The organism is Hymenobacter endophyticus, assembly GCF_032464715.1.
Classification (GTDB): domain Bacteria; phylum Bacteroidota; class Bacteroidia; order Cytophagales; family Hymenobacteraceae; genus Hymenobacter; species Hymenobacter endophyticus.
The window spans coordinates 1-4,559 of the sequence record NZ_JAWDJT010000025.1 but is presented as its reverse complement, the minus strand read 5'-3'; the positions used below and the strand labels follow the sequence as shown (position 1 = coordinate 4,559).

6 protein-coding genes are annotated in these 4,559 nt (G+C 54.7%); 3 read left to right on the top strand and 3 right to left on the bottom strand.

Annotated features, from left to right (window positions below):
• The first annotated feature begins 240 nt into the window (after window positions 1-240).
• From ROI90_RS21005 to ROI90_RS20995, 3 genes are all read left to right on the top strand, one after another.
• Window positions 241-726 (top strand): hypothetical protein, encoded by a 486-nt coding sequence (locus tag ROI90_RS21005; RefSeq protein WP_316000248.1) that lies wholly within the window; start codon window positions 241-243, stop codon window positions 724-726.
• 81 nt (window positions 727-807) lie between these two features.
• Window positions 808-1,551, top strand: coding sequence for a hypothetical protein (locus tag ROI90_RS21000; protein ID WP_316000247.1), 744 nt, complete (start codon window positions 808-810; stop codon window positions 1,549-1,551).
• On the top strand, window positions 1,533-1,814 hold the full coding sequence (locus tag ROI90_RS20995) for a hypothetical protein (RefSeq protein WP_316000246.1): 282 nt from the start codon (window positions 1,533-1,535) through the stop codon (window positions 1,812-1,814). The genes ROI90_RS21000 and ROI90_RS20995 overlap by 19 nt, the downstream gene beginning before the upstream one ends.
• A gap of 620 nt (window positions 1,815-2,434) precedes the next feature.
• Here the strand turns inward: ROI90_RS20995 and ROI90_RS20990 are convergent.
• From ROI90_RS20990 to ROI90_RS21225, 3 genes are all read right to left on the bottom strand, one after another.
• The gene (locus tag ROI90_RS20990) at window positions 2,435-3,178 is read right to left on the bottom strand and encodes a hypothetical protein (RefSeq protein ID WP_316000245.1); all 744 of its coding nucleotides are present in this window, start codon (window positions 3,176-3,178) and stop codon (window positions 2,435-2,437) included.
• A gap of 93 nt (window positions 3,179-3,271) precedes the next feature.
• Window positions 3,272-4,360 carry a hypothetical protein gene (locus ROI90_RS20985; protein ID WP_316000244.1) on the bottom strand — a complete coding sequence of 363 codons (1,089 nt, stop codon included), beginning with the start codon at window positions 4,358-4,360 and terminating at the stop codon, window positions 3,272-3,274.
• 90 nt (window positions 4,361-4,450) lie between these two features.
• Window positions 4,451-4,555, bottom strand: coding sequence for a hypothetical protein (locus ROI90_RS21225; RefSeq protein WP_380230173.1), 105 nt, complete (start codon window positions 4,553-4,555; stop codon window positions 4,451-4,453).
• Window positions 4,556-4,559 lie beyond the last annotated feature (4 nt).

The following is a 4,559-nucleotide window of genomic DNA, read 5'->3' as shown; positions in this document are numbered from 1 at the left end:
GACCTGGCGCGTTTGGGGTGGAACGGGCGCGTTGGGTTGGGGGTGCAGGCTCATCAGCAGAAGCGATTAAGGTACCTCTGAAGGTAGCTCTCACCGCTGGAAACCAATTCGCCAACAGTATCCTTTGGGAAGAAGAACCCCTTTTAGCCATGGACTCGGAGGTTTTACCCTATTTGTTTAACAACACCCTATATACCGCTACCGGCAGCGTACTACCTCCATGCCCGGCAGCTGTGCACCATGAGCCGGCAGCAGCTGATCCCGGCGGGCACCACTTCGGAGTTTCGGACCCAGGATGCGCCGGGGCGCAGCTGGCCTTGCCCGGCTGAGGCCTACGCGTTTTTCCTCGGTCAGTTGGAACAGCTCCGGCCGGCCGAGCAGGTTGGGGCTTGGTGCATTGCGCCTGATGGAGCAGTGACCCCGCAGCCGGCCGAAGCCGGCGGCATTACGGTAGAGCACCTGGTAAAGTGGCTGGACTGCCACGAACTGTATATGCAGCCGGTCACGACCGGCCCGCTCAACGGGTGGTGGCTGGTAGTGCAGGAAGGAGCGGGTACCAGAGAATGGAATTATCCTGCCTTACCGCTCAATGCTGTTGGGTCAGCCCTTATTCTGCCGGCCCACAAGGTGGGCAAGGTCGGGCAACCGCTGCTGCATGGAACGGTCGTCGTCGTAGAGCCGCAGCAGTGGAAATTGGGCAGTAAGAAGGGGCTCATTGCGGTGTGATAAGTTGAAATAGTTGATATAAAATATAAACAATTAACCGGATTCTATCGTATAACTACTAAATAATCAGAAATCTACGCTATGAGTGCAGATATGAAAGTTGTCGAGGATCGGGTGCAGGTGGGGGATGTGGTCAAGTACAAGATTGCCGGGCGCGAGGTCAAAGGCTGGGCCTTTGAAACCATGCAATTCGTGCTGGAGGTAAACGAGGCGGGCGACGTGCTCACCGAGAAGGACGGGTGGCGGCCGGCCGGCTCGTTTACCTTCCATCGGCCGATGGCGCGCAGTGAGCGGCAGCCCTGCTTGCAGGACTGGAGCATCTTTGTGGCGGGCCGCAGCTGGTACATTCACGGCAAACCCTACGCCAAGGAAAGCGGCCAGATGACGGAGCGGCAAATCCGCAACGGCGGGCGACGGGCCAAACTGGAGATTGCCCGCGTCGAGGAGCGCAATAGACGGAAGCTGGCCGCTGCCCCGCCCCTGTTTACGCAGTTCTTCGGTGCCCCGGAACTGGAAAAGCCCCGTTATACGACCGGGGAGGAGGCCAACGCGGAAAACGTCCGGCGGCGGCAGGATTTTGTGGCGCACTGGCGCAGCTACACCGCCAAGATTATCTGGCAAATCCGGCAGGTGATGCGGGAGCTGGACGAACACACCCTGTCGGCCTATCAGCGGTACTGGGACCGCCGCAATGGCGGGCAAGGGCTGGTGTACCTGATCTCCTTCCTGCGCGACCCGGGGTGTGAGCGGGGCCGCCAGGAAGCATTGAAACTTTATCCACGGCCGCAGGCCACAACTGCCTTTCCATGCGCGCAAGCAGCCTGAATACCATCCGCATCGATCAGGATGCCTCCGCCACGCAGACCCGGTATTTACGGGCAACGTGCCGGCGGGTGAAACAGCGGCTGGGTGGTTTCCCCTGGGTCACCAAGCATCTGTTCGGCTCACGGGACTTCAGTATTTCCATCGGCGGGGACCAGGTCCACCGGCTACGGGACGTACTGGCCAGCGCGCAGCAGCTAACGCTGACGAAGGTTTTTCATAAAGAAGGAATCACGTACGCCTACGTCCAGTTGCGTATCGACTAAGCCTAAATGGCCGGCCCCTTGTAAACAGGTAACGCCCGGCCAGTGGCCGGGCGCTATCAGCACACCTATTGCAACACAAGGTAGATGAGGTAATTGTAGTATTAAGCATTCAACATGTACTGTTTTGGGTTCCCACGAATCCATTTTGAACATGGCGCGAGATAAGGCGCAGCATGGCCGGCGTGATGCACAGTCAGCGGATTGCCTGACTTGACACATTTTATTGATTTGCGGGGCCACCACGTCGGAAGTTCTACTGGCTGACTCCCGCACCTACTCTTTCTGGCCAGTCAGCCCAGATTCACCTGCCTCTATGGCCCAGGGATCGGTATGGATGCCGACGCCAGGTACCGCCTGGCCAAAGGCTAGGCAGTAACCTACACGTCTATTTCACACCTATTGAAATGGATTTTTGAAGGTACTGCGGAGCCGTAAATAAGGATGCGCTTGATATGTACTATTCTGGGGAAGCGATGTCCCGTTTTGACAGCACAGAATAGTCATGCTATCCCTATCCTGTGCTGGAGAAGTAAAAAAGAGCCGCCTACACCGTAGGCGGCTCTTTTTTACTTAATAGATAGGATTGAATTTTCAGGCGATGCAGGGCCTGTTATGCAACATTACTTGTTCAACCAAAAGATGACCTCTGCTGACACGTAGCTGTTACGCGAAGTAAGCTCACCCGCTGTGGGCCGCACATCCGACGCCCCGCGTTCGCTGCCTATTTCTGCTGTATATGCTAAAACCCGTGAGCTGGTGAAGTTGTGCGTATAGCCAACGAAAAGGTCCACACCGTCATACAACCGCAAGCCTACACCCGTTTCGGACCCTGCCAACCATTGCGGCGACTTCCCTGGAGTGTAATCTAGCAGCGTATACATGTTGTTATACGTGTTGCTAGTGAAGGAAAAGCCAGCGCCCGTGAAGCGCATCGTACGATACTCCAGGCTATTAACAAGCCCGGCTTTCAGGTACAGTTGTTTGTTCGTACCCCTCAGTACGATGTATGAAACACCTAGAGCGGCCGCATAGACTGATTGCTTGACCTCCCACCCGTGGCGGACTACTGCATACTCGGGGATGGCTTGCGTCAGGGAGGCATTAAAGCGATTGTGCATAAACTTGGGAGCTAGGTACACGCTGAGCCGGTCGCGTAACTCTTTCTGGCCATACAAGCTTGCCGTAAATCCCAAATTTCCCTCTGCCTGTATCGATTCTCCATCGCGGTAGCTAGCGTACTGGAAGGTATTAAGCAACTGTCTGTTCACGCCAGCTGCTATCCCAACCCTAATGGGAGACTTTACATGCTGTCCTACGGCGGAGAACGAGAGCACTAGCAGCACACCTATAGCAGGTAGTTTCATGGTTTAAGCAATTGAGCGAGCAACAGCATGGTGCGGCGTATGCTTATATCCAACCGAAGGAATTAACACCCACCTAATAGAGTACTGTGCTTGTTAATGCTGGATGCGGATGTTGCGGCGAACAACTTTACTTCCGCGTTGGATGACCAAGTGATACAATCCAGCTGGCAGGGTAGCGGTTGTCAGTCGCGTAAGTCCAACCTGGGTTTCGGCCGTCCCTACAACCTTTCCATTGCCATCATGCAGTTGTGCTTTGAAAGCATGCGGGTTAGCATGGCCTGCCGGTGGTGTCGGAGCAGGTGTGTTGGTGGGACGGGTGCTGATTTCAACATAAGCATCCGCTGGGTTGGGGGCAATTCGGAAAGTAGTGGGGTCGCAGTAGAATCCGCCGTTCGGATCAATGTACGGGGTAATGGTACGCGTCGATGCAGTAACGTTGGTCCCCGTGCAGACGCTGGCAGCTGTGACTGATACTTCCACGGTTTCTTCATCAACGCTAACGGCGTATTCTGGAATCTGCGTCGTGAATGACCCCGTAAGGATGGGCGTACCGTTTCGGTAGCGGGTTTCTGTCCAATAATAAGGGGGGCTCACATTTACTCCTTCCACCCGAACAACAGCAGTAGTGTAAGGACAAACTTTTTGAGCGCCCTGCAGATCCAGCTGAGTATCCACATAGCCATTATTGATGGGAACGGCTAGGGTTATCGGAGGTGAGCAATTGCTTAGTTGTGCTTGAAGGATGATGACGGCACCAGAGCTGGAAAACGGGGCAAAAATGGTGAAGGTTGAGCCAGTGGTACCGTTGAGAGGCGTAACTGTACCAGCTGGCGAAATGCTCCACTGCACGCTTATACCGGGAGGGATGTTCTGAATACCAAAGGTTGCTTGTTGCCCAGGGCAAATGGCATTCGGGCCGGTAATTCGGTTGGTAACAGCGCATTCATTATCAGCCGCGTTGCAGGGTAATACAGTGCCTTGCATCTGCGAAAATATCCACTCGGCATTTCGGGATGTGAAGCTGATGTGCGCAGTATTGGCCAAGGAACTGCCAATCTGCTCCTGGGCGATGTATCGGCTTACGCGGGGTAAGCTGGGATTATCAGTATAACTGTTGACATACTTGGCAAGAACTGTGGATGGGGTTACAGTCGCTACATCAAGAGCACTGTAATTGGGCACGAAACATATGTCCCCATTGTAGAGGCTGGTGCGGAGATATGCGGAATAAATACCTTTGAGGCTACCAAAATCAAATCTGAGGTGGTCTAGCTAAGCCGGACAGAGTTGGGACGTTGTTTGGAGTTGGGTTTCGAAGTGGTTGGGCGATTGATAGCCGAGTGCCGAATGCCGTCGCTCGGCGTTGTAATAGGCGATGTGG

Coding starts and splice junctions, on each gene's coding strand:
- ROI90_RS21005 (WP_316000248.1), top strand. CDS start 241: ATGAGCCGGCAGCAGCTGATCCCGGCGGGCACCACTTCGGAGTTTCGG.
- ROI90_RS20990 (WP_316000245.1), bottom strand. CDS start 3,178: ATGAAACTACCTGCTATAGGTGTGCTGCTAGTGCTCTCGTTCTCCGCC.
- ROI90_RS20995 (WP_316000246.1), top strand. CDS start 1,533: ATGCGCGCAAGCAGCCTGAATACCATCCGCATCGATCAGGATGCCTCC.
- ROI90_RS21000 (WP_316000247.1), top strand. CDS start 808: ATGAGTGCAGATATGAAAGTTGTCGAGGATCGGGTGCAGGTGGGGGAT.